The sequence below is a fragment of the Bacteroides sp. 214 genome, assembly GCF_010501015.1.
Taxonomy (GTDB): domain Bacteria; phylum Bacteroidota; class Bacteroidia; order Bacteroidales; family Bacteroidaceae; genus Bacteroides.
This window is the reverse complement of sequence record NZ_QVML01000032.1, coordinates 1-1,435: the sequence shown is the minus strand read 5'-3', so window position 1 is coordinate 1,435 and position 1,435 is coordinate 1. Positions and strand designations below refer to the sequence as shown.

General features: G+C 35.3%; 1 protein-coding gene. It reads right to left on the bottom strand.

Translation table 11 applies throughout. The annotated features are described in order from the left end of the window. Positions 1–79: 79 nt before the first annotated feature. On the bottom strand, positions 80–1,327 hold the full coding sequence (locus D0T50_RS13420) for an IS4 family transposase (protein ID WP_163224034.1): 1,248 nt from the start codon (positions 1,325–1,327) through the stop codon (positions 80–82). Positions 1,328–1,435: the final 108 nt, after the last annotated feature.

Here is a 1,435-nt window from a genome sequence, read left to right as displayed (position 1 = left end):
ACCCAGTCGTGTTCGGAAGAAAAATTTCTTTAAGTCTGAATTTTCTACCTTATTAGGAAACTCAGGTTTATATGGATTCTTATTCGTCAGTTATATAACCTCTTCGTTTCGTTTTTTCTTTTCTTAAGTATTCATCTCTCAACCATTCTATCCTAAGCATTTCCAATATCATTTCCTCTAATTCATTGTTTATCTTCCGGATAGAATCTCTATAACCCAACTGATTCTCTCGTTTGTATATCATCACCAACATCGCAGTAATCATCGTCATATATAGCATGATCTCTATTCCGTTCTCGCTTAAAGAAAGAAAATGAGAGAAGTTTAATTCCTGCTTTATAAAACGAAAAAAGACTTCTATATCCCAGCGACGACGATATATATCTGCTATTTCTTGAGCAGATAAATCCATTATATTGGTTATTAATAGGATAACTTTACCCTTTCCTTTTGGCTTGAAGCGTATAAGCCTGAAAGATTTATCCACTAGGATGCTATCCCTGACAATTTTCCCATTTTTGCCTTCTCTCTCCACTTTCTTATACAGCTGAACTTCCTGATCAGAAACCAACTCCCCCTCTGCGAACTCGCTATATAAAACATCCTGTGAACTAAGAACCTTAATCCTACGGTTTTCTTGAAGACGACCCACAAAATGTAAACCATCCTCTGCTGACATCGCTTTGAAAGATTCAGCGGAACACTGACCACGGTCAACAATGTAGACGGAAGCGTGATCTTTCTCTTTTTTGAAATGATCCATCACATTTTCTGTAAGAGCTAAAACTTCGCTGGCATAATTCTCTTCATTATGAGCCTTAAAATAACTGGGAAACATACCATTAAAGTTGATTGTAAATTTCAACATCTTACCCTTAAAACTGGAATTGCCATTAGTCAGTGCTTTTTCCAATTTGCCCGACACATCGGAAACCAAAGTACTGTCTACTCGTTGTAGACTTAGATTCGCTATCTCTTTATCGGAATAAAGAGAATTGAAAATATCATAAATAGAGATATACATTTGTTTGAAGAAATCACAGTTCATCATTGATAATCGTTCGGAGATAGAACTGTGGGAAATGCTCTTTTTCCCTTTTAACTTCAAGGAAATACGGAACATCTGAGACTCAAAAATATCTTTTAATCCTCGTTGACTAAGCTTATCTCTTTTCAACAGACCATACAATAAAAGATGAAACATCAATTCGCCACTTAAAACTTTACAGTAGTGATTGACTCGGGTCTGCTTTTCAGCTAAAAGCATGACGGAACGAGGTATATGGGACAAAATAGACGAAAAACTTAACGATTGGTTCTTTTTCATTTTACTCGTATTGATGTTGTTTTATATAACGAAAAAGATAAACGTTTAGTATTTAAATAATGAAAAACTCTATGTATCAGAAAGATACATCTTCCGAACACGACTGGG

Bases quoted from the DNA above. Each gene is read 5' to 3' on its own strand.
- D0T50_RS13420 (WP_163224034.1), bottom strand. From the start codon at position 1,327: ATGAAAAAGAACCAATCGTTAAGTTTTTCGTCTATTTTGTCCCATATA.